Genomic DNA, 22,762 nt, shown 5'->3' with positions numbered 1-22,762 from the left:
CTGGCAGCAGGATGATGGCTCGGCGATCGTCGCCGCCGTCAAGCCCTGCGCCTGCGGCGCACCGCGAAGCGGCGATGGGGCTTGACCGCGCCGCCGAGCCGATCCCAAACGCATCCATGCCAGATATGCCGAAAAAGGCCGCCCCCCCGACACACCGTCAAGCCTAAGCCTGACCTACTGACAGTCCTACTTTGCGCAAACCACTGACATTTCTATCCGGTTGCAACAATGTGGGGGACGGGTAGGTTCCGCAACGCGTTGAAGAACCTCTTCAACCGTCATTCCCGCAAAGGCGGGAATCCAGACTTGTGCCCGCCCTTGCACTGGAAACTCTGGATCCCGGCCTTCGCGGGGATGACGAAAAATCCTTGCAACTCCATAGGCTCAGCTAGGCTGCGGCCAGGATCGGGGGGCCGGCACTGCTGAACTCGCGTTTGCGGCGCCTCCCCCTCCCCTGTCGTTCCCCTTCGCCAGAGGCGGCGGGGTCGGGCGTCAGCCCATAATGTTCTCGCCCAGCGAGCGGCGCGGCATGTCCACACGCTGTTCGCGATCCTGCTTCGGCGGCTTGGTGATGCTGAAGCCGATCCCGGACAGCAGAAGGACGCCAAGCGAGGCGACCGTGACGATGTTGCAAAGCATGGTGACCAACCCTTTCCCTAACCTCTTGCGGCCACCCGACCGGGGTGGCCAGACCCTTATTTTGCGGTCTCCTGCGCAGTGGACGCGAGAACCCCGTCTTTTCTTCCGTCAGCTTTGCGGGGATGAAGGAAATTTAATCATCCGCGTTGCGGACTGCCTTTGTTTCCAACATCTTGCCAGCGTGGACTGTGCGGAGCGGTCACATAATCCCGCACCTGCGAACTGGCAATGGACGGGCTGCGGAAATCGGCGCAGCTCTGGTTAACAAAATTGTCATGGCAGAGCGGGGAAGTAGGTTTTCGGCCGGTCGGGGCAGCGTTCGGGAGAGGCGTTCAGACGGCGACCGTCCGGCCGGAGATGATGTGGTTCATGATGCAGGTCATCACCGGTTCTCCCCGCTGGTTGACCGTGGTGTAGGCCAGCCGCACGGTTCCGCGGTCACCGCGTCGCGACGGGATCGTCTCCACCACCTCCACCCGGACCCGGATGGTGTCGCCGGGGCGCACCGGCCGCAGCCAGCGCAACTCGTCCATGCCGGAGCCGCCCAGGCTGGTGCCGGTGATGATGCCGGTGTCGCGGATCAGGCGGAAGGTCAGCGACAGGGTGTGGAATCCGCTGGCGATCAGCCCCTGGAACGGCCCGTCGGCCGCAGCGACCGCATCCATATGGAAGGGCTGCGGGTCGAAGCGCAGGGCGAAATCCATGATCTGGCTGTCGGTGAGGGTCGCCCCTTCCGATTCGATCACGTCGCCGATGCGGAAATCCTCGAAATGGCGGCCGGGCATCGTCTCGTCTCTCCCATTGTCGTTGGTTTGGCTGGTCGTTGCCGGATTTTCGGCATGGCGGAAGACAGTAGACCGGCGAAGCAATCCGGCAAAGGTCCCGATTCCGGCGGCCAGGGCATAGATCGTCCGGCGTAAACCTTTGGCGTAATTCGCATTCCAGTCGTGATCGGGCATGTTCCCGGTCGGATTCCAGACCATCGACGGACGGATGTCACCGCACCCCACGCACAGCCTCTCCCAAAGCACCTCCCACGGCCCTTCCGCGCCATCGCCCTTCCGTTGCGTCGTGTTCTCGGTTGCCGGTCAAGCGCTGGCGCTGCCGGTTGAATCCGTGCGGCGCTTTCTGCCGTTGCCGCGGCTCGACCGCCTGCCCACCGCACCGCAGCCGGTCGAGGGGGTGTTCCGCTATCATGGGGAGGTCGTGCCGGTCCTGCGCCTGGGCGTTCTGCTGGATCTTGCGGCGGGTGGGGCGGCGGGCGGCGGGGAGACGGGGCTTTACGCCCCGCTGATCCTGATCACCTGGCAGGGGCGTCCGACCGCGCTGCTGGTCGATCAGGTCCATGGCGACGTGGCGCTGCCGGCGAAGGAGCGCTTGGCCTCCGACCCGTCGCTGTCCTTCAACGGCTGTGCGGCCGGCGCCTTCCCGGACCGGGCGACCGGGCGTGCCGGCACCGTGACGCTCCTCGACCCCGACCGGCTGCTGAGCGAGGCGGAGGGCCGGCTGCTCGACGCCTTCCGCGCGGCGGAGGAACGGCGGCTGGCCCGCTGGGACGGTGCGGCATGAATTCCGCCGCCACCGCAGCCGCGGCCATCGAGGCGATCCGCCGCGACCCCCATTTCCCGCGCCTGAAGGCGATGGTGATCGACGCCACCGGGCTCGCCTATTACGCCGACAAGGATTCCGCCTTCGCCGAGCGGATCAACCGCCGCCTGCCCTTCGGCCGGATCACGACCGTCGCCGGCTATCTGGCGGCCCTGGAGGCGCAGGGACCGGGCGGGCCGGAGTATCAGGGGCTGATCAACGAACTGGCGGTGGGGGAGACCTTCTTCTTCCGCTACATCGAGCAGTTCGACGCGTTGCGCGCCGTTGCCATTCCGGAGTGCATCCGCCGCAACCAGGCGACGCGGCTGCTGCGGATCTGGAGCGCGGGCTGTTCCATCGGGCCGGAAGCCTATACGATGGAAATCCTGCTGAAGCAGCATTTCGCCGACCAGTTGGAAGGCTGGCAGGTCCACATCGTCGGCACCGACATCAACGGCGCCTTCCTGGAACAGGCCCGCCGCGGCACCTATGGTGACTGGGCGGTCCGCGGCCTGTCGCCGGAGACGCTGGAGGCCTGCTTCGACCGCCAGGACAAGCTGTGGTCGGTGAAGCCGAAATACCGGCAATGGACCAGCTTCATGCCGTTCAATCTGGTGGAAGGATCGATCCCGTCCTATCCCCACGGCATCGGGCATTTCGACATCATCCTCTGCCGCAACGTCATGATCTATTTCGACGAGGCGACGCGGCACCGGCTGCTGGCGAACCTGCACGACGCGCTTTCCGACGCCGGATGGCTGGTGGTCGGCCATGCCGAGGCCGGACCGCAGATGAACGAACTGTTCATCCCGGTGTCGGTCCCCGGCGCCACGCTCTATCGCAAGCAGGGCGACCGGGCCGCCCCGGCGCCCGTCGCCACGCCGGGCCTCTCCCCGGTCGCACCGGTGCCGATGCCGGCCGTCAAGCCGCGGCGCACGGCAGCGGCCAAGCCCGCGACAAAGGCGGCGTCCAAGGCGCCGTCCAGGGCGGCTACGCCGCCCGCGGCACCGACCCCGCCGGATCAGTCGGAAACCAGCGAGCGCTCCTCCCTGCTGGAAGCCTGTCTGGCGCGGGTGGAGGCCAACCGGATGGACCCCGCGGCCCATTACCAGCTGGGGCTGGTCGAGGAGGAGCTTGGGGTCGGCGATCCGGTCGCGGCCTTCAAGCGGGCGCTGTATCTCGACCCGCGCTTCGTGCTGGCCGACTATCATCTGGCGCTGGCCTATTGGCGCCGTGGCCGGCTGGTCCCTGCGCAGCGCCATTTCCGCAACGCCCGCGAAGCGCTGGAGAGCCTTGCCGACGACGTGGCGGTGACGGAGGGCGGCGGACTGACCGTGCAGGAACTGCGCGGGATGCTCGACCTCTGGCTGACCGGTGAGGAGGGCTGATGGACCGGGATCCTTCCCCAGGCAGTTCCATCGACTGGCAGGAGGTGCGCGAGAGGCTGGCGCGCCGCAACGCCGTCCTGGCGCAGACCTTCGCCGGCCGCGGCCCCTGGGCCGACGCCGTGCTGGACCGCCGAGCCGAGGAACTCGCCGAACCGCCGCCCGCCTTCGACCGGGAGAGCGCCGGCATCCCCATGCTGGTCGCGCGCGGGGCCGAGACGCTGTACGGGCTGGAGCTGCGCCATCTCGGCCAGATCGTTCCGATGCCGCGGCTGGCCCGTGTGCCGGGGGCACCGCACGCCGTGCTGGGGGTGATCGCCGTCGCCGGCCGGGTGATGCGGCTGTTCGACGTCGACCGGCTGTGCGGGAGCGGTCCGGGCGCCGTGACCGAGGCGGAACAGCCCGGCTATGCCGTGGTCCTGCGCACCGGCAGCGGCCGTCCGGCGGCATTGCGGCTGAGGGAGGTGGAGCGGGTGGCCGACATCGTCCCGCCGCGCACCCCCGCCCCGGCGGAGGCCGGGCCGCTGGTCAGGGCGATCGCCGCGGACCGCATGGCAATCCTCGACATGGCGGCATTGCTCGACGCCGTGAAGACCTGAATCCTGCCGTCAAGAACGATCCACCTGCATTTTGAGCCGACCGGGGCTGGAGTCCGAGAATGAACATCAAAGTCGCGCACAAGCTGGTCCTGGGGTTCGGCGTGGTCTGCGTCCTGACCGCGCTGCTGGCGCTGTACCAGATGGCGCGCTTCTCCGACGCGCTGACCGTCATCATGGCGGTGTCCAGCTACGATACCGAGGCCGCCAGCCTGGTGACGGACGTCAGCAATCTGCAGGCGGAGCTGCGCAGCACGCGCGAGACGGCGCTGAACGCGGTGTCCATCGCCAACGCCGAAGGTCGGAACGGCGATATCCCGAACATCATGCTGCCGCTGCACCAGCAGTATGACGTGGTCGGAGCGAAGCTGCGCGACACGCTGGGCCGGCTGCGCGCACTGGTGGCGGAACGCTCCTCCTACAGCGTGACCGACAACCGCCGCAAGGGCTGGGTCGAGCTGGACACCGCGATCACCGAGATGAGCCGCGCCATCACCGCAGTGGGCGAGGAGGCGCGGACCATCTACACCATGCTCGAGCGCAATCAGGTGCCCGAGGCGCTGCAGCGCCGCCAGCGGGTGGACGAGCTGCGCAAGAACATGGAGGCGCGCATCGCCGCCGCCCAGACCGCCATCGACCATCTGACGGAGACCGGCCGCGGCGACATCCGGGCGATCTACAACTCGGCCATCCAGTCCTCGATCATCGCCCTGGTCGTCGTCTTCCTGATCGCGGTGGGGGTGGCCTATCTGATCGGCAGCTCCATCACCCGCCGGCTGGGCCGCGCCATCGATTTCGTCACCAGGATCGGCCACGGCGACCTGACGCAGGAGATCACCATCCCCGGCAAGGACGAGCTGGCCATCCTGGGCCAGCATCTGAACGAGATGGCCGGCCGGCTGAAGTCTATGGCCCGCACCACCCGCGAGACCGCCGAAAGCGTCCACGCCGCCACCGCCCAGATCCGCGCCTCGACCCAGCAGCAGTCGGCCAGCGTCGCCGAACAGCTGGCCGCGGTGGAGCAGACGACGGCCACCCTGTCGGAAATCACGGAATCGGGCGCCCAGATCAACCGCCGCGCCCAGGACGTCGCCCACGGCGCCCAGACGGTGGCGACCTCCAGCCATTCCGGCATGAAGGCGGTCGACGACACCATCCAGGCGATGGACGCCATCCGCGAGCAGGCCGAGGCGGTGGCCGAGAACATCGTCATGCTGTCGGAGCGCACCCAGGCGATCGGCGAGATCATCGTGACGGTGAACGACATCGCCGAGCGCTGCCACCTGCTGGCGCTGAACGCCGCCATCGAGGCGGCGGCGGCCGGCGAGCATGGCCGTACCTTCTCCATCGTGGCGGGCGAGATCAAGAGCCTGGCCGATCAGTCGAAGGAGGCGACCGCGCAGGTCCGCTCCAACCTGTCGGAGATCCAGCACGGCATCAACGCCTCGGTCATGCTGACGGAGGAGGCGGTGAAGCGCGTCGCCGCCGGCAAGCGCCAGACCGACGCCACCCAGTCCACCATCCGCACCATGGCGGAGAACATCCAGGAGAGCGTGCTGGCCTTCCAGCAGATCGTCGCCGGCACCAACCAGCAGCAGATCGGCCTGGAACAGGTGATCCAGGCGCTGCAGAACATCCGCGAGGCCAGCAGCCAGACCGCCGCCGGCACCCGCCAGCTGGAAGGCGCCGCTGGGAACCTGAACAACCTCGGCCAGGGTCTGGTCGAGGCAGTGCGGAACTACCGGGTGTGATGCGGGTGCTGTGGCTTTCCCACTCTCCCACGCCCGACTCTCCCTCTCCCCCCCGGGGAGAGGGTCGGGGTGAGGGGGATGCGTTGCGTGCCTACCCCAAGGATCACGCCACGCACCCCCCTCACCCTAACCCTCTCCCCGGGGGGGAGAGGGAATCTTTGGCTCGTCGGCGAGGATCCTGATGGACATCCGCCAGCGCCTGCTCGCCGCGTTCGAGCTCGAGCACAAAGATCATCTCGCGGTGATCCGCGCCGGGCTGCGCGAGGCCGAGGCGACCGGTGAGGCGCCGGACCTCGTCGATATCCACCGGCGCGCCCACAGCCTGAAGGGCGCCGCCCGCGCCGTCGACCTGCCGGAGGTGGAGGCGATCTCCCACCGGCTGGAGGCTGCCTTCATCGCGGTGCAGAAGGGCGACGCGGCGCTGGACGCGGCCGCCATCGCCGTGGTGCGCAGGTCGCTCGACGCCATCGAGGATCTGGTCGCCTGGTCGCTGCAGGGCGGCGAGGAGGTGGAGATCGCCGGCGTGCTGGCCGATCTCGACGGTCTGGCCGGTGGCCGGAACGGCGACACCCCGCCGCCCGCCCGAAGCACGGCCGCTTCGGCGGCACCGGCACGGGCGGAGCGGCGGACGCCGCGGCCGCGCGGGGAAGTGGTCGACGCCGAGTCCGCGGCGCTGGTCCGCATCGCGGCGCAAGGGCTGGAGCGGCTGTCGGAGACCGCCTCGGCCCTGCTGCCGGAGGTGGAGGCGCAGGCCGGGCTCGGCGAGGAATTGCGGGCGATGCGCCAGGAATGGCGGGCGCTGGACCGGGCATGGCGCCATCTGCGGGTGCAGATCGGGCGCGGCGCCCAGATGGACAAGGGTGCCGACGGGCTGGACGGGCACGGCGCCCTGCCCGCGCTGATGGCGTTCGAACGGCGCTTCCGCGCGCTGGGCGGGGCGTTGGATTCGGCGCACCGCAGCCATGACCGGCTGCTGTGGTCGATGCGGCGCTGGGGCGGCGGCTTCCAGCAGGACATGCGGCGCCTGCGCATGCTGCCGGCGGAAAACCAGTTGAGCGGTCTCGGCCGCATGGTGCGCGACATCAGCCGGGCCGAGGGCAAGGAGGTCGAGGTCGATGTGCGCGGGCTGGAGGTGGAGGCCGACCGCACCGTCCTGCAACGGTTGAAGGACCCGATCCTGCACATCGCCCGCAACGCCATCAGCCACGGCATCGAGACGCCGGCGGAACGGCTGGCGCTGGGCAAGCGGCCGGCGGCGCGCGTGACCATCGCCGCGTCGGTGGAGGGCTCGCGCCTGCGCCTGCGCATCGAGGATGACGGGCGCGGACTGGACCGCGGCGCGATCCTGCGCAAGGCGGCGGAGCGCGGGCTGATCGACGCCGACGAGCTGTCGTCGGGCGAGGAAATGCCGCTCGAACGGCTGACCGAATTCCTGTTCCATCCCGGCTTCTCCACCGCCGCCCGTACCACCGAACTGGCCGGGCGCGGCATGGGGCTGGCCATCGCCCGGCGGGAGGTGGAAAGGCTGCAGGGCAACCTGACCATCGCCGAGCGGCCGGACGGCGGCACCGCCGTCACCATCGAAGTGCCGCTGAGCCTGTTGAGCCAGCGGCTGGTCTTCGTCGCCGTGCAGGACCAGATCGTGGCAATCCCGTCGGCCGACGTGGTCCGGCTGCGCACCACCACCGCGGAATCCCTGTTCTCCGGCGTCGGCACCCCGATGATCCGCATCGGCGAGGAGGAAATCCCCGTCACCTCGCTGGCGGCGCTGCTGGGCATGGAGGCGCCGGTGGTGCCGAGCGCCGAACGGTCCTTGTCGCTGGTCGTCGTGCGGGCGGCGGACCGGCGGCTGGCGCTGGCGGTCGACCGCTTCGTCGCCACGCGCGAGACGGTGGTGACCGCGGCGGAAGAGACCGGTCTTGATTCCGGGCGCTATCTCGGCACCGTGCTGATGGACGATGGCGGCCCGGCGCTGGTGCTGAACATTCCCGGCCTGATGCCGCTGCCCGGCAGCGTCCTGCCCGCCCCGGCCCGCCCTGCGGAGGAGGCCACCCCTGCCCGTGCGCATATCCTGGTTGTCGATGACAGCATCACCACCCGCACGCTGGAAAAGAGCATCCTCGAAGCCCATGGTTATCGGGTGACGCTGTGCGTGGACGGGCGCGAGGCCCTGGAGCGCCTGTCGGAGGGGATGGAGGTTGGCCTGATCATCAGCGACGTCGAGATGCCGCGCATGGACGGTTTCGCCCTGTTGCAGGCGGTGAAGGCGGACAAGCGCCTGGCGGAGATCCCGGTGATCCTCGTCACCTCGCGCGCCAGCGACGAGGACCGCGAACGCGGCCTGCGGCTGGGCGCCGACGCCTACATCGTCAAGACGCGCTTCGACCAGAACGAGCTTCTGGCCGGCATCCGGCGGCTGCTGTGAGCGGGCCGGAGAAAGCGGGTTCCCGACGCATCCGTGTGCTGGTGGTCGAGGACAGCCCCGTCATCCAACAGCTTCTCAGCCACGTCATCGGCGCCGACCCGCGGCTGGAAGTGGCGGGCATCGCATCCAGCGGCGAACAGGCGTTGCGCATGATCGAGCGGGCGGCGCCCGACGTGGTGTCGCTCGACATCCGCCTGCCGGGTATCGACGGATTCGAGGTGACCAGCCGCATCATGCGGCAGAACCCGCTGCCGATCGTGGTGGTGGCCTCGGACGTGCGCGACCTCGACATTCCCATGCGGGCACTGCAGGCCGGCGCGCTGGCGGTGGTGGAGAAGCCGGGCAGCATGGCGCGCGCCGATTACCAGACGGTGGCGCACCATCTCTGCACCCAGCTGGTCATCATGAGCCAGGTGAAGGTGATCCGCCACCGCATCGCCGCGCGCTCCGCCCGCCCTGCCGGGAACGCGGCGCCGGACGCAGTTCCCGCCGATGCATCCGCCTATGGGCGGCTGCCCGAGGCGGCGGTGACGGCCGACGGACGCCTGCGGCGCTTCCGCGCCGTCGGGCTGGTGGCGTCCACCGGCGGCCCGGCGGCGCTGGCGCGCATCCTGAAGGATTTGCCGCCGGGTTTTCCGTTGCCGGTCTTCGTGGTCCAGCATATGGGCGCCCCCTTCATGGCCGGCTTCGCCAACTGGCTGGGCACCGTTTCCCCCCTGCCGGTGCGGCTGGGCGAAGCGGGGCTGGTCCCGCGGCCCGGCACCGTCTATGTGGCGCCCGGCGACCGCCACATGCTGGTGGAAGGCGGCACCATCCGCCTGTCCGGCGACCCGCTGGTCTGCGGCCAGCGCCCGTCCGGCGAGGAGTTGTTCCGGTCAATGGCGCGCGCCTATGGCGCGTCCGGAATCGGCGTGCTGCTGACCGGCATGGGCGAGGACGGCGCGCGGGGATTGGTGGACATGCATAAGGTTGGGGCATACACCATTGCCGAACACGCCTCCACGGCGGTGATCCACAGCATGCCCGGCACCGCGGTGCGGCTGGGCGGTGCGGTGGAGGAACTGCCTCTCGACCGGGTGGCCGGACGGCTGCTGCAACTGACCTCCGACGATAAGATGGCGTCATGAACGGACTCCGCACCTTGGTTGTCATGGGTTCCCAGACGCAGGGGCTTCTGCTGAAGCTGCTGCTTGAGGAACGCGGCGTGGAGACCGTCTGCGTCGATGGGGTGGAACCGGCCCTGGCCGAGATCGCCGGCAGGCCGCAGGATCTGCTGATCGTCGAGGGCGAGCTTGCCGGTCCGCAAGGGCTGGCGGAACTACGGGCGCGCAGCGATGCCGCCGTGCTGGTGCTCGGCCGCGGCGCGGGCGAGCATGACCCGTCCGACCCCAAGGCGGTGGTGGACGATGCCTGCGCCGTGCTGGAGCGGCGCAGCGCGCCGCCGACCGTGCCGGAGATCTTCCGCCGCGCCCGCATCCTGATCGTCGACGACAGCGCGACCTACCGCGAGTTCCTGCGCGCCGAGCTGGAGCAGGAAGGTTGCACCGTCACCGCCGCCCGCAATGCCGACGAGGCGGTGGCGGCGCTCTCCGGCGGCGGGCTGGACTGCGTCATCCTGGATTTGGTGATGCCGGGAACCAGCGGCACCCAGCTTTGCGAAAGATTCGACAGGTTCCGGCGCCAGCGCGGCCTGTTCTTCCAGATCGTCATCCTGACCAGCCAGGACGACGAAGAACAATTGATGATCAGCCTGAATGCCGGCGCCGATGATTTCGTTGGTAAGGCACAGGAGATGGATGTCCTGAAAGTCCGGTTGATGGCGCTTCTGCGCCGGAAATACTTCGTGGAGGACCATCTGATGCGGCTGCCGCGGCCTTCACCTTCCGCATAGGAGGGAGTAGAGCCATCGTGTGATTTCACAAGCAGGAAGGTCCGTTTATTCTCAGCCGGCTTCCCGAAACTGTCCGACGGTCGAGCCGGTGCCCATGGCGATCAGCCTCCAGCCCTTCCACGGGACCTCGATCCCCAAAGATACCGACGCGAAAGACACCGACGCGATGCCCCGATCCTCGGCCAACCCCATGTCACCGACCGATCAGCGTTACCGGGAGTGTCTGGACAACGCACGGCGCGTCTGCGCCGCGGGCACGGTCCCGACCATGCTGGTGATCGGCGGGCCGGAGATGGCCGCCGTCCGCTGCAACGAGCCGCTGGCCGCCCTGCTGAACCGCCCGCGCGCCGCCACCCGCGACGAGAGCGGCCCCAGCCTGCTGCCCGGCGGCTGGACGGCGGTGGCCGAGGCGCTGCGCACGCTCTATGTGGACGAAGGGGATCCCAAGGCGGCCGGCCGGCCCGAATCGTCGCTGCTGAGCCTGCCAACCGACCCGCCGCTGAGCCTGCGCGCCGCACCGCTGCTGGTTGACGGGCATGTGGTGGGGGTGCTGGCCTCGGCGACGCTGGACGGCGCCATGGCGCAGATGGCCGAAACCATGCGGGCGGAGGTGGCGCGCACCACCGCGGCGCGCTCCCGCTTCCTCGCCTCGGCCAGCCATGACCTGCGCCAGCCCTTCCAGGCGATGCGGCTGTTCCTGGACGCCCTGACCAGCCAGGTCGACGGCAACGCACGGGCCACCCGCACCGCCGGCATGCTGGCCAACGCCATGACGGCGGGCGAGCAGCTGCTGAACGCGCTGCTGGACATCTCCACGCTCGACGCCGGGACGGTGGAGCCCGACCTCCAGCCGGTGTCGGTTGATGCGCTGTTGCAGTCGCTGGCCGAGGAATTCCGCCCGCAGGCGGAGGAGAAGGGATTGCGCCTGCGCGTCCATGTGCCGGACGCGGCGGGCGGAGCGGTCACCCGCAGCGACCCGATCCTGCTGGGCCGCATCGTCCGCAACCTGCTGGCCAACGCCATCCGCTACACCCAGCGCGGCGGCATCCTGCTGGGCCTGCGCAAGCGCGACGGGCAGTGGCGGATCGAGGTGTGGGACACCGGCTTCGGCATCCCGCAGGACAAGCTGGACGTCATCTTCGACGAGTTCCACCAGCTGACGAACCCCAGCCGCGACCCCACGCGCGGCCTCGGCCTCGGCCTTGCCATCGTGCGCCGGCTGTCGGTGCTGCTGCAGGCGCCGATCGAGGTGCAGTCGCGGTCGGGGCGCGGGTCGGTCTTCGCCGTCACCGTGAACCGGTTGGAGGGGGAGGCGCCGGCCGGCGCGCCGACGGTCGGTGCTCACGCCGACGGCGGCACGTCCGGGGTGCCGCTCGACGGCATGCGCGTTTTGGTGGTGGACGACGACAGCATGGTGCTGTCCGGCCTGCTGCTGACGCTGGAAAGCTGGGGCTGCGCCTTCGTCTCCGCATCGAACATGCGCGAGGTGTTCGCGGCAGTCGACGGGCTGGAAGGACCGCCGGACGCCATCCTGACCGACCTCCGCCTGCCGGGGAAGGTGTCCGGCTTCGACGTGATCGACCGGGTGCGCAAGCTGTTCAAGACCGACATCCCGGCCGTGGTGTTGACCGGCGAGACGGCGCCCGAATCCCTGCTGGAGGGCCAGCGCCGCGGCTGCGCCTTCCTGCACAAGCCGCTGCACCCCGGCGAACTGCGCCGGGTTCTGGAAGAGGTGCGGCGGGACGGGAAGACGGCCTGCTAATCCCGCGGCGGACTCTGCATGTAGAGGACCAGCAACCGCACGAGGCTTTCCAGCGCGTCGGCATGGATGCGCTCATAGCCGTGCGAGGCGTCGATGCCGAAGCAGACCAGTGCGGTGCGAATGTCGTTGCCGGCCTCGATGGCGGACGCGCTGTCGCAGCGGTAATAGCGGAACACGTCGCGCTGGTGCGGGATGTTCTGCGCCTGGCATAAGGTCAGCAGCGAGTGGGTCAGCGCCATGTCGAAGGGACCGGTGCTATCGGCCATGGCGATGGTGACACCGTATTCGCTGCTGTTCTGGCCGGGGGCGGTGGTGCCGTTGTCGATGGTCACCATCTCCGCCACGTCCTGGTGCAGGATGGACGAGGCACCGGACCCGACCTCTTCGGAAATCGTGAACAGCAGGTGGCAGTCCACCGGCAGGGCGGCTCCGGCTTCCACCACCGCCTTGGCCGCGCCCAGCATCACCGCCACCCCCGCCTTGTCGTCGAGATGGCGGGAGACGATGAAGCCGTTCTCCAGGAACTCCGGCTGCGGATCGATGGCGACGAAATCGCCGATGTTGAAGCCGCGCTCCTCCAGGTCCCGCCGGTTCGCGACGGGGGCATCGACCCGCAGTTCCACCTGCTGCCAGTTGACCGGCTGGGTATCGACCTCCTTGTTGAAGGTATGGCCCGACGCTTTCAGCGGCAGGATGGTGCCGCGCCAGGGGCCGCGGTCGGTCAGGATGGTGCAGCGCGCGCCCTCGGCGAAGCGGGACGACCAGTGGCCGATGGGCACCAGTTCCATCCGGCCATTGTCCTTCAGCATCTTCACCTGGGCGCCCAGCGTATCGACATGGGCGACCAGCGCCCGGTCCGGGCTGCCCCGCACACCCTTCAGGTCGGCGCGGATGGCGCCGCGCCGGGTCAGCTCATAGGGGATGCCCATCCGCTCCAGTTCCGCGCAGCACAGCCGGACCACGTCGGTGGTGTAGCCGGTCGGGCTGGGCGTGGTCAGCAGCCGGTAGAGGATGTCGGTGACATAGCCCATGTCTATGGGCAGCGGCACGGCCATGATTCGATTTTCCTCCTGCTGAGGACAAGGAATGTGCGGCGCTTGCCCCCTCCCTAACCCTCCCCCGCTCCGCGGGAGAGGGGACTGCCGCCGCTCCTTTGCATTACTCCTACAAGCGTCCTGCCCCCTCTCCCTCCAAGAGGGGGAGGGATGGGGAGGGGGCAACCGCCGCGACAATCCCCCTCAGAACACCCCCCGCGTCTGTGGAAACAGCAGATCGACGAAGCGTTCCGCCGTCGGCTGAGGCTCGTGGTTGGCAAGTCCCGGACGCTCATTCGCCTCGATGAAGACGTAGCCCGGCCGGTCCGGCGCCTCCACCAGCAGGTCGAAGCCGACGACCGGGATGTCCAGCGCGCGGGCGGCGACCGTCGCGACCTCCACCAGTTCGGGGTGCAGGCTGTCGGTCACGTCGTGGATGGTGCCGCCGGTGTGCAGGTTGGCGGTCTTGCGCACAGGCAGCACCTCCCCCGCCGGAAGCACGTCGTCCAGCGTGCGGCCGGCGGCGGCGAGGCAGCGCTCGGTCTCGGCATCCATCGGGATGTGGCTCTCCCCGCCGGTGGCGGCGGCGCGGCGGCGGCTCTGCGCCTCGATCAGTTCGCGGACGCTGTGGGTGCCGTCGCCCATCACCTCGGCCGGGCGGCGCACCGCGGCGGCGACCACCTTCTTGTCGATGACGACGATGCGCAGATCCTGCCCTTCGCAGAACTGTTCCAGCAGCACCGTGTCGCAATGCTGGCGGGCCGACGCAATGGCGCGCTCCATCGTCTCGGCGTCGCGGACATCCACGGTGATGCCGCGGCCCTGCTCGCCACGGGCAGGCTTCACCACGATGCGGCCGTGCGTCTCCAGGAAGGCGGCGTTCTCCGCCGGCTCCCCCGCCACCGCCTGGGCGGGGACGTTCAGGCAGGCCCGCTCCAGCACGCGCCGGGTCACCGCCTTGTCGTCGCAGCGGCTCATGGCGACGGCGGTGGTCAGTTCGCTGAGGGATTCGCGGCAGACCACGCTGCGCCCGCCCCAAGTCAGGCAGAAATAGCCGGCCTCCGCGTCCAGCACGTCGACGCCGATGCCGCGCCGCCGCGCCTCGTTGACGATGATGGTGGCATAGGGGTTCAGCCGCTCGCCGGGCTGCGGGCCGGTGAACAGCCGCTCGTTGATCGGGTTCTTCGTTTTCAAGGCGAAGGCCGGGATGCGGCGGAAATTCAGCTTCTCATACAACGCGATGGCGTTCTCGTTGTCGTGCAGCACCGACAGGTCGAGGAAGGCGCGGCCGCGTGCCTGGACATGCTCCGCCACGGTGCGGACCAGCGTCTCGCCGATGCCCGGAAATGACGCCTGCGGATCGACCGCGAGGCACCACAGTGAGCTGCCGTTCTCCGGATCGGCGAAGGCATGGCCATGGTCCACCGCCGTCACCGAACCGATCACCTCGCCGGTGGCGTCGTCGCAGGCGACGAAATGGGTCAGCACCCGGCTGTTGCGCGTCGCCACCAGGAAGGAGGAGGAGACCGGGACCATCCGCCGCCGGGCATAGATGCGCTGCACCCCCTCCGCATCCTCGCGCGTGCGCAGGCGGCGGACGCTGTAGCCCTTGGGCCGGCGCCGCGACGGGCGGTAGTCGGTCAGCCAAAGCCGGAAGGTGTGGGAGGGGTCGAGGAACAGCTCCTGCGGGGCGCGGGACAGGGCGACATGCGGGTCCTGCAGGTAGAAGACGATGTCGCGGGTCCCCGGCGCCTCCTGCCGGAGGGTTTCGATCATGCGGTCGAGATCGTCGAAGGTGTGGGCAAAGATCAGCCGGCCCCATCCGCAATCGACCACCACGTCGGCGCGCGGCGCCTCGGCCTCCGCCTTCTGCCCGGCCCCCTGTCCGGACACTGGCGGGCGGCCTGTGTAGCGCCGGGTGTGGCGCAGGCTGGCGCTGGCGGCGCGCTCCAGCCGGTGCGGTTTCACGCGGGCATAGCTCATGGGGTCCCCCTGATCGTCGGATGCGGCTCCACACTCGGGAAACGCCCCGGGGCGCGGATCGGTCCCGCGCCCGGACGCCCCGGCGGAGCGATTGTTGGTATGGAATGGCCGGATGGGCCGTCAGAAACCCTGTTCCTGGAACCAGAATTCCAGCAGCGCGACCTGCCACAGCTTCGACCCGCGCAGCGGCGTGATGTGGCGCTCCGGGTCGGCCAGCAGCCGGTCCAGGTAGTCGCGCCGGAACAGGCCGCGCTCGCGTGCCGCCGGAGCGTCAAGCACGTCGCGCACCAGTTCCAGGAAGGGGCCGCGCAGGTATTTCAGCGCCGGCACCGGGAAATAGCCCTTCGGCCGGTCGATCACCTCGGCCGGGACGACGCGGCGTGCCGCCTCCTTCAGGACGTATTTGCCGCCTTCGGCCAGCTTCATTTCGGCAGGAATCCGGGCGGCAAGCTCCACCAGCTCGTAATCGAGGAAGGGGACGCGCGCTTCCAGCCCGGCGGCCATCGTCATGTTGTCGACCCGCTTCACCGGATCGTCCACCAGCATCACCGTGGTGTCGAGCCGCAGCGCCTTGTCCACCGCCCGCTCGGCGCCGGGCATGGCGAACTGCCGCTCCAGCCAGCGGCGGGAATGGTCCTCGCCGAGGAAGCGGGGGTCGAGCGCGTCGGCCATCCCCGCATGGTCGCGGTCGAAGAAGACGCGGGCGTAGTCGCCGACGGCGTCCTTGCTGTCCAGCAGCGGCGGGTACCAGTGATAGCCGCCGAAGACCTCGTCGGCGCCCTGCCCCGACTGCACCACCTTCACCTGTTTCGCCACCTCCTGGGACAGCAGGAAGAAGCCGATGTTGTCGTGGCTGACCATCGGCTCCGACATCGCGCGCACGCAGTCGCGCAATTCAGGCAGGGCGCGGGCGGAATCGACGAAGATGCGGTTGTGGTCGGTGCCGAAATGCTTGGCGACGATATCGGAATACTGGAATTCGTCGCCGCGCTCGTCCCCCACCGTCTCGAAACCGATGGAGAAGGTCTTCAGCCCGCTCTGCCCGTTCTCGGCCAGCAGCGCGGTGATCAGCGAGCTGTCCAGCCCGCCCGACAGCAGCACGCCGACCGGCACGTCGGCGACCAGCCGGCGGCGCACGGCGCGGGTCAGCGTCTCCAGCACCAGCTCGCGCCAGTCGGCGAATTCGCGGCCCTCGTCGCCGGCCTGCGGCCCGAAATTCAGCGACCAATAGGTGGTCTCGCGCCGGGTGCCGTCCGGCTCGACGATCAGGGTGGTGGCGGGGGGCAGCTTGCGCACGCCCTTCAGGATGGTGTGCGGCGCCGGGACGACTGCGTGGAAGCTCATGTAATGGTGCAGCGCCACCGGGTCGATGTCGGTGTCGATGCCACCGGAGGCGACCAGGGCCGGAAGCGAGGAGGCGAAGCGCAGACCGCCCGGAATGTCGGCGAGGTAGAGCGGCTTGATGCCCAGCCGGTCGCGGCCCAGCACGACGCGGCCGCTGTCGCGCTCGTGGATGGCGAAGGCGAACATGCCGTTCATGCGCTTGACGAAATCGGGCCCCCAGGCGTGATAGGCCTTGATCAGAACCTCGGTGTCGCCGTCGGAGAAGAAGCTGTAGCCGAGCCCGGCCAACTCCTCGCGCAGTTCGCGGTGGTTGTAGATGCAGCCGTTGAAGACGATGGCGAGGCCGAGGGCTGAGTCCACCATCGGCTGCTGCGATGCCTCGCTGAGGTCGATGATCTTCAGCCGGCGATGGCCGAAGGCGACGCGGCCATGGGCGAACAGGCCATGGCCGTCCGGCCCGCGCGCCGCAAGCCGGTCGCACATGGCCTGGACCGCCGCCGTGCTGGCCGCCTCGCCGGTTTTGAAACGTATCTCGCCACTCAGTCCGCACATCGGCTGTCGAGCCTCCTCGTTGGTTCAGGACGAAGGGGCGCTCGACCCGCAACAAGGGCCAAACACCGGGGGCGCCGGCTGCGGAATGCGGCCGCCACCCGTTGGGAGCGATCAAGGATGCCGGCCCTTCTCCCGCTCGATGCACCACCGGCACCCGCGCGGCATAACGGTTGGCAGCGCCCAAGGTTCCCGGGTGGCGGGCGTTTTGGGGGATGGCTTCCCCTCAGAGCTTGAAGAAATTGCGCAGGCGGGCCAGGAGGGCTTGGGATTCCACCGGCGGGGGCGGGGCGACGCCCTGCTGCCGGTTGCGTTCGGCGGTGTTGCGGGTCTGGCGGTCGGCCATCAGGTCGGCCAGCCGCTCCGCCAACTGCGGGCGCTGGCGCAGCACCGGGTCGAGATGGCTGCGCGCCAACTCGTACACCACAGCGTCGGTGCAGGCGACCACCGAGGCGCTGCGCGGCTGGCCGGTCAGCAGCGACATCTCGCCGAACAGGTCGCCCGGCCGCAGGCGGGTCAGGTGGATCACGCCGGGATGCTGGTCGCCATTTGGATTGATGGAGGCGGCATCGGTGGAGGCGGGCGCGGCGGCCTGGACGTCGAACACCCCTTCCGCAATGACGAAGAGCGACTCGCCGGCCTCGCCCTGCCGGACGGCGGCGGTGCCGGCGGGGAGGTAAAGCTCGCGCATGGCCTGGGCCAGCGCTCCGATTTCCTCGTCATCGAAGGCGTCGAACAACTCCAGTTGGCGCAGCAGGCTGTGCCGCAAGGTGTCGGTGCCGGGCTGGGCGGGCTGGCGCCGGCGGGCCTCCTGCTTGGGGCGCGCGGGCTCGATCCCGGCGCGGGCGAGGTTGGCCAGTGCCCCGGTCAACACGGCGTCGCGCACCAGCGACACGCGCCCGCCGTCGTCGGTCCAGAAGCGGGCCTGATAGGAGATGCCGTTGGGCGTCACCGCCTCGACGATCACATCCGGCCGCGGGGTGGGCAGAACGCCGTCGGCGCAGAGCATGGCGGACAGCAGGATGCGCTTTCCCCGCTCCACCGGCACCTCATGGTCCAGCAGGATCGGTACGGTGGCGCGGAAGGCGGGGTTGGGACGGCTGAAATTGACGAAGCGGCTGCCGGCGACCATGCCGTTCGGCACGATGACGGCGGTGCCGTCGCCGGCGATCAGGCGGGTGGCGCGCCAGTTGATCTCGTCCACCCGACCGGCCACGCCGGGCGACAGCTCCAGCCAGTCGCCGATGCGATAAGGGTGCTCGATGTTCAGCGCGATGCCGGCGAAGATGTCGGCGATCATGTTGCGCAACGCGAAGCCCAGCACGGCGATGGCGACGCCGGAAGTCGCCAGCAGGCCGGTAACCGGCTGTTCCAGCACGAAGGCCAGGATCGCCAGCACCGCGACGCCATAAACGAAGAAGCGCAGCAGGTCGGCCAGCAGCCGCGGGATGCGCGGCGGCCGGGGCATGCCGTCCAGGCCGGTGCCGCCATTGCCGGCCGCCAGCAGGTCGATCAGGCGCGCGCCGCCCCAGGCTGCAACGAGCCACGCGGCCGATGCGACCACGATGTCGAATCCGGTGCTGAGCGACCGGCCGACGACCGGCTCCAGATGGCCGTGCAGCCAGGGTTTGGCTGCGACCAGGGCGGCCAGCAGGGCAAGCAGCAGGGCGGGAATGGACAGACGCCGCAAGGCGTTCATCGGACGGGGTTCTCCTCGGCGACCGGCCACCCTTGGCCGGGCGAGGTGCGACGATGGCACAAACACGCGCCACCCCGTCAAGCGGTCAATTGTTTCAGAGACTTGTGTATTCAGACACTGACCGGCTGCCGGACCGGTCGGGACAGCCCCATCACGAAGTCGCCGATCACCGGGTCCGCCCCCGCGACCTTGCCGGCGAAGGCATAGGCGCGGCACAGCACGGCGAGTGCGGTTTCCGGATCGCAACTCCTGCGTCGGAACGCCTGGGGGTCGCGCAGGGGGGCGAATTCGCCGTCCCAGAAATCCGGGTCGTCCAACGGCCCGAAGTTCATCGCCCAGAATCCGAAGGAACGCTCCGGCTGTTCCCAGCGGCCGAGCACGGCGAGGTTGCGGTGCCGCGTGTCGCTGGAGATGCTGGCGAACAAGGTGCCGACGGCGTCCGCCTCCCCTTCCAGCACCTGAAGGAAGGTGCCTTCATGCTCGATCAGGAATCCGGTGACACCCAGACGCCGGTTGTTTGAAGAGCTTCGTACACAAATGTCCGCCAATGCCGAGAAGGGCAGCAAAGCGACGGCATCGCTGCGATAGAGAAGAGTGAGCATCGGTTTCCTCCACCTCTTACCCCCCTTGAGGTAATAATGGTGAGGAAACCGACAATCAGTAACCCTTTCTTTCGTCGATGCGGTGTCGCACCCGGCGGACATATCCGGGATGGCAGTGAGACGGATTGCCGCTGCACGGATGTCGGGACACCAGCGGCCCGTCGGATGACGCTCAGTTTTCTTCGGCCGCCATTCCCGCGAAGGCGGGAATCCAGACTCAGCAAGGACCTGCACTGGAAACCCTGGATCCCCGCCTTCGCGGGGTGACGGCCGAAGGAGCGGCAATCGAACCCTGCCATCTCTCAACCCATTCCCTCCCTTTTGCCGATTGCGAACCTGCGCCCCTCAGATGATCTCCCGCGCGCGGTCCTTGAACACCGTGGCGGCGATCTTCAGCGCGTCGGGGGTGCCGCGGGCCAGCGCCTCGGCGAAATGGGCGGCCTGCTTGGCCTTCACCTTGGGCGGCATCGGCGGCTCGTTGGTGTCCACCAGGCAATCGACCACCACCGGGCCGGGATGGGCCAGTGCCGCGTCCAGGATGGCGCCGCAGTCCTTGGGGTCGCGGATGGTGAAGCCCTTGCCGCCGCAGGCCTCCGCCACCTTGGCGAAGTCGATGGGGTGCAGGTCGCACACATATTCTGGATTGCCCAGCATCACCATCTGCTCCCACTTGATCTGGCCGAGCGAGCTGTTGTTGTTGATGATGACCTTGACCGGCAGGTTGTACTTTACCGCCGTCACGAAATCGGCCATCAGCATCGAGAAACCGCCGTCGCCGACATAGGCGATGACCTGCCGGTCCGGGTAGGCGATCTGCGCGGCGATGGCATAGGGCAGCCCCGGCGCCATGGTGGCGAGATTGCCGGACAGCGAATGCATCTGGCCGCGCTTCACCGGGATCTGCCGCGCCCACCATGTGGCGATGGTGCCGCTGTCGCAGGCGACGATGGCGGTGTCGGTCAGCCGCTTGCCCAGTTCCCATGCCGCCACCTGCGGCTTCATCGGAATGTCCTGGCGGGTGCCGCGCTCCTCCGTCAGGCGCATCCACTCCGCCTTGCCGGCCTGCGCCTGCTGCAGGAAGCTGCGGTCCTCGTGCGGCTGCACCCGCTCGGTCAGAATATCGAGCGCCAGCCGGCAATCGCCGACCAGCCCGGCCTCCACCGGATAGCGCAGGCCGATCCGGGCGGCGTCGATGTCGATCTGGATGCCGCGGGCCTGATCCGGCTTCGGGTAATATTCGATGTAGGGGAAGGTGGATCCCGCGATCAGCAGCGTGTCGCAGGTCTCCAGCGCGGTCTGCGACGGTTCGGTGCCCAGCAGCCCGACCGACCCGGTGGTGTAGGGGCTGTCGTCCGGCACCGCCGCCTTGCCCAGCAGCGCCTTGACGATCACCGCCCCGGTCTTCTCCGCCAGCCGTTCCAGCTGGTCGCCGGCCTTGAGCGCGCCCTGGCCGGCCAGGATGACGATGCGCTTGCCGGCGTCCATGATCTCCACCGCCCGGCGCATCTCCGCCTCCGACGGGACCGGCAGTTCGGGGGCGAACAGGGCGGTGTTGTGGCCCTTGACGTTGCGGGGCGCCCGCATGTCGTCGCCGGCCGCCTGATCCTGCAGATCGACGGGGATGGTGATGTGGGCGACGCCGCGATGGGCCAGCGCCGTGCGGCAGGCCAGCGTCGCGATGTTGCGGACATGGGCGGCGCCCATGATGCGCTGGTTGAAGACCGACACGTCCTGGAAGACCTTGTCCAGTTCCACGTCCTGCTGGGTGTGGGTGCCGACGAGGTCGTGATATTGCAGCCCGGTGATCGCCAGCACCGGCTGGTGGTCCAGCTTGGCGTCGTAGAGGCCGTTCAGCAGATGCAGCCCGCCGGGGCCGGAGGTGGCGAGGCAGACGCCGAGCTTCCCGGTGAACTTGGCATAGCCGCAGGCGGCGAAGGCGGCGGCTTCCTCGTGCCGGACCTGGATGAAGCGGATCTCGTCCTTGCGCTGGCGCAGCGCCTCCACCACGCCGTTGATGCCGTCGCCGGGAATGCCGAAGATGGTGTCCACCCCCCAATCCACCAGGACGTCCACCAGGATGTCGGCTGCCGTGCGTGCCATGGGTCCTCTCCCTTGCCGGATCGTGTCGCGTTCGTCTTGAGCCCAGCAACAGGAGGCCCATGGGGCGGTTCCCTCAACGGCAGGTGCTGAAGACGCCCATGTCCAGGTGGAAGTGGTTGCGGTGGGCCTCGTTGTAGTCCGGGCCCAGCACCACGTCGAAGAAGCGGCAGGCGCCGTCGCGCACGTCGCGCAGGAACGCGGCCTTCCGTGCGTCGCCGGTCTTCTTCCAGTCGTTCAGAACGCTGATCCGCGTGCCGTCGGCCAGAACGAAGCCGCCGAGATCGATGGCGTTGGCGCCGGCATGTTCGCTGCGCCGCCCCTCCGCCCGACCATAGACGTTGCGGCAGGCATAGGTGCCGAGATGCTCGACGCGCGCCACCTTCTGGCCGAAATGCGTTTGCGCCGCCGGCTGCAGGGCGTGCGTCTCGAACAGGGTCCAGGCGGCGGCGAGGCCGCAGGTGGCGATGAAGCCGCTGCTGAAGGTGATGTCCGTGCGCGACACCCGCACCACCCCCTGCAAGGCGCAGTTCTCGTCGGATGGGCGGTCGGGCATGGGAGTGAAACGCAGGTTCGTGTTGCCCAGCGCTGCCCGGCACAGCTCCGGATCGCGCTCCAGCCGCGACAGCTTGAATCCGGTCAGCCAGTCCGGCTCCGCCCGCAGGTCGAGCGGAGCCCAGGGGTCGTAGCGGGGCGGCACGACGATCAGCCCGCCCCACACCCCGGCCGTCGCCCCGGCCAGCGCCAGCAGGACCAGCAGCGCCAGCCATCGCAGCAGCCTTGCCATCATGGGCCGTCTAGCGGTCCAGCAGACCGTGGCGCCGGTGCCAGTCCTCCAGCGATTCTTCCGGATATTGGTCGAACCGGACGTCGGTCGGGCCACTGGGCACCTCCACCCAGGGCGCCTTGAAGTCCAGCATGATATGCGCCCGCTCCGGCGGGGTCGGCAACGGCGTGTCGATGGCCGAGGCGAAGGGGTGGACCAGTTCCGGCCAAGCCGGATCCTCCGCCCACAGCGCGGTGCCGCAATGCTTGCAGAAATGGCGGTGCGACGGGCCGAGATGGGTTTGCCCCGGATGGTCGGGATCGTCGATGGGCGCGCGCCACATCTCAACGGCCTCGCGTCCCTCCACCTCCAGCGTGTCGGCATCGCCGCCCAGGTTGATGGCGTAACCGCCGCCGCCGGCGCTCTTGCGGCAGATCGTGCAGTAGCAGTGCATGTAGGGCACCGGCGTCGGCGAGTTCAGCGTGAAGCGGACGGCACCGCAGCGGCAGGAACCGGAGAGTTTCATGGCAGGGGTCTCCGCGATGGGGTGGCGCCGGCAGCGGGCGCCGCACTCCGCACCAGATGGGACCGCGAACGCCGTTTGCCACCATCACCGCCGAGGGAACGCAGCGGAAGGGCGGCTGTTACCCCC

At 69.1% G+C, this 22,762-nt stretch carries 18 protein-coding genes; 8 read left to right on the top strand and 10 right to left on the bottom strand.

Annotated elements, in window-relative coordinates; genetic code table 11:
- Positions 1-492 precede the first annotated feature (492 nt).
- Together VD964_RS28875 and VD964_RS28870 are read right to left on the bottom strand one after the other, a co-directional pair.
- On the bottom strand, positions 493-639 hold the full coding sequence (locus VD964_RS28875; protein WP_324871877.1) for a hypothetical protein: 147 nt from the start codon (positions 637-639) through the stop codon (positions 493-495).
- A gap of 332 nt (positions 640-971) precedes the next feature.
- Positions 972-1,424 (bottom strand): MaoC family dehydratase, encoded by a 453-nt coding sequence (locus VD964_RS28870; RefSeq protein ID WP_324871876.1) that lies wholly within the window; start codon positions 1,422-1,424, stop codon positions 972-974.
- Between the two features lie 208 nt (positions 1,425-1,632).
- Here VD964_RS28870 and VD964_RS28865 point away from each other — a divergent pair, with 208 nt between their 5' ends.
- The 8 genes from VD964_RS28865 (at position 1,633) to VD964_RS28830 (ending at position 12,036) form a co-directional block, all read left to right on the top strand.
- Complete coding sequence (locus VD964_RS28865) at positions 1,633-2,208, top strand: chemotaxis protein CheW (protein WP_414637295.1); 576 nt, start codon at positions 1,633-1,635, stop codon at positions 2,206-2,208.
- Positions 2,205-3,614 (top strand): protein-glutamate O-methyltransferase CheR, encoded by a 1,410-nt coding sequence (locus tag VD964_RS28860; RefSeq protein ID WP_324871874.1) that lies wholly within the window; start codon positions 2,205-2,207, stop codon positions 3,612-3,614. The genes VD964_RS28865 and VD964_RS28860 overlap by 4 nt, the downstream gene beginning before the upstream one ends.
- Complete coding sequence (locus VD964_RS28855) at positions 3,614-4,210, top strand: chemotaxis protein CheW (protein WP_324871873.1); 597 nt, start codon at positions 3,614-3,616, stop codon at positions 4,208-4,210. The genes VD964_RS28860 and VD964_RS28855 overlap by 1 nt, the downstream gene beginning before the upstream one ends.
- 59 nt (positions 4,211-4,269) lie before the next feature.
- Positions 4,270-5,958: a methyl-accepting chemotaxis protein gene (locus VD964_RS28850; RefSeq protein WP_324871872.1), complete on the top strand. Its 1,689-nt coding sequence runs from the start codon at positions 4,270-4,272 to the stop codon at positions 5,956-5,958.
- A gap of 181 nt (positions 5,959-6,139) precedes the next feature.
- Positions 6,140-8,383, top strand: coding sequence for a hybrid sensor histidine kinase/response regulator (locus VD964_RS28845; protein WP_324871871.1), 2,244 nt, complete (start codon positions 6,140-6,142; stop codon positions 8,381-8,383).
- A gap of 35 nt (positions 8,384-8,418) precedes the next feature.
- Complete coding sequence (locus tag VD964_RS28840) at positions 8,419-9,510, top strand: chemotaxis protein CheB (RefSeq protein ID WP_324871870.1); 1,092 nt, start codon at positions 8,419-8,421, stop codon at positions 9,508-9,510.
- Positions 9,511-9,533: 23 nt separating this feature from the next.
- Positions 9,534-10,274 (top strand): response regulator transcription factor, encoded by a 741-nt coding sequence (locus tag VD964_RS28835; RefSeq protein WP_324871869.1) that lies wholly within the window; start codon positions 9,534-9,536, stop codon positions 10,272-10,274.
- 94 nt (positions 10,275-10,368) lie between these two features.
- Positions 10,369-12,036 carry a hybrid sensor histidine kinase/response regulator gene (locus tag VD964_RS28830; protein WP_324871868.1) on the top strand — a complete coding sequence of 556 codons (1,668 nt, stop codon included), beginning with the start codon at positions 10,369-10,371 and terminating at the stop codon, positions 12,034-12,036.
- Here the strand turns inward: VD964_RS28830 and VD964_RS28825 are convergent.
- The 8 genes from VD964_RS28825 to VD964_RS28790 form a co-directional block, all read right to left on the bottom strand.
- Complete coding sequence (locus VD964_RS28825) at positions 12,033-13,091, bottom strand: osmoprotectant NAGGN system M42 family peptidase (RefSeq protein ID WP_324871867.1); 1,059 nt, start codon at positions 13,089-13,091, stop codon at positions 12,033-12,035. The two genes, VD964_RS28830 and VD964_RS28825, sit on opposite strands and share 4 nt — an antisense overlap.
- Before the next feature lie 183 nt (positions 13,092-13,274).
- Positions 13,275-15,053, bottom strand: a complete 1,779-nt coding sequence (ngg, locus tag VD964_RS28820; protein ID WP_324871866.1) for an N-acetylglutaminylglutamine synthetase — start codon at positions 15,051-15,053, stop codon at positions 13,275-13,277.
- A 120-nt stretch (positions 15,054-15,173) separates the two neighbouring features.
- Positions 15,174-16,949, bottom strand: a complete 1,776-nt coding sequence (locus VD964_RS28815; RefSeq protein ID WP_324871865.1) for an N-acetylglutaminylglutamine amidotransferase — start codon at positions 16,947-16,949, stop codon at positions 15,174-15,176.
- 223 nt (positions 16,950-17,172) lie between these two features.
- Positions 17,173-18,645 (bottom strand): mechanosensitive ion channel family protein, encoded by a 1,473-nt coding sequence (locus VD964_RS28810; RefSeq protein WP_324871864.1) that lies wholly within the window; start codon positions 18,643-18,645, stop codon positions 17,173-17,175.
- A 110-nt stretch (positions 18,646-18,755) separates the two neighbouring features.
- Positions 18,756-19,247: a BLUF domain-containing protein gene (locus VD964_RS28805; protein WP_324871863.1), complete on the bottom strand. Its 492-nt coding sequence runs from the start codon at positions 19,245-19,247 to the stop codon at positions 18,756-18,758.
- Between the two features lie 345 nt (positions 19,248-19,592).
- Positions 19,593-21,347, bottom strand: coding sequence for a thiamine pyrophosphate-dependent enzyme (locus tag VD964_RS28800; RefSeq protein ID WP_324871862.1), 1,755 nt, complete (start codon positions 21,345-21,347; stop codon positions 19,593-19,595).
- Positions 21,348-21,420: 73 nt separating this feature from the next.
- Positions 21,421-22,134 (bottom strand): extensin family protein, encoded by a 714-nt coding sequence (locus tag VD964_RS28795; RefSeq protein ID WP_324871861.1) that lies wholly within the window; start codon positions 22,132-22,134, stop codon positions 21,421-21,423.
- A 7-nt stretch (positions 22,135-22,141) separates the two neighbouring features.
- Positions 22,142-22,636, bottom strand: coding sequence for a GFA family protein (locus tag VD964_RS28790; protein ID WP_324871860.1), 495 nt, complete (start codon positions 22,634-22,636; stop codon positions 22,142-22,144).
- Positions 22,637-22,762: the final 126 nt, after the last annotated feature.

The organism is Azospirillum sp., from assembly GCF_035628975.1.
In the GTDB taxonomy this organism is placed as follows: domain Bacteria; phylum Pseudomonadota; class Alphaproteobacteria; order Azospirillales; family Azospirillaceae; genus Azospirillum.
This window is presented reverse-complemented; position numbering and strand designations above follow the sequence as displayed.